Source organism: Bacillus sp. JJ1764, from assembly GCF_036962145.1.
Classification (GTDB): Bacteria; Bacillota; Bacilli; order Bacillales; family Cytobacillaceae; genus Neobacillus.
Genome location: NZ_JBALNY010000190.1, coordinates 4,077 through 4,383 on the forward strand (window position 1 = coordinate 4,077; position 307 = coordinate 4,383).

Sequence of the window (307 nt, forward strand, 5' to 3'; positions counted from 1 at the left end):
GTGTGAAAAATTTAAAGCAAGAAATTTGGAAGTAATTCAACCAATAATTAAACACTTATATAACAGATAGAGTATTGAGCTTTAGTTACATCCATTTTTCAGTCATATTCATCAAAAGAACAAGGAGAGAGAATTTTGAAAGTTATACGCTGCTATGCTTCACAAGAAAATGCACTTAACGCAAGAACTATTATTCAAGATCTATTAGTTTCTGAGTTAGAAAGAATGATAGATCTACCAGCGAATGAAAGAAATCCAAGAAATATGAAAAATCAATAAGGAAGTGAATATGCTTGAAACATACAGT

At 29.6% G+C, this 307-nt stretch carries 1 protein-coding gene; it reads left to right on the forward strand.

Translation table 11 applies throughout. The annotated features are described in order from the left end of the window. The first annotated feature begins 135 nt into the window (after positions 1-135). A complete protein-coding gene (locus V7083_RS21010; protein WP_335481636.1) occupies positions 136-279 on the forward strand; it encodes a hypothetical protein in 144 nt (47 codons plus the stop codon). Positions 280-307 lie beyond the last annotated feature (28 nt).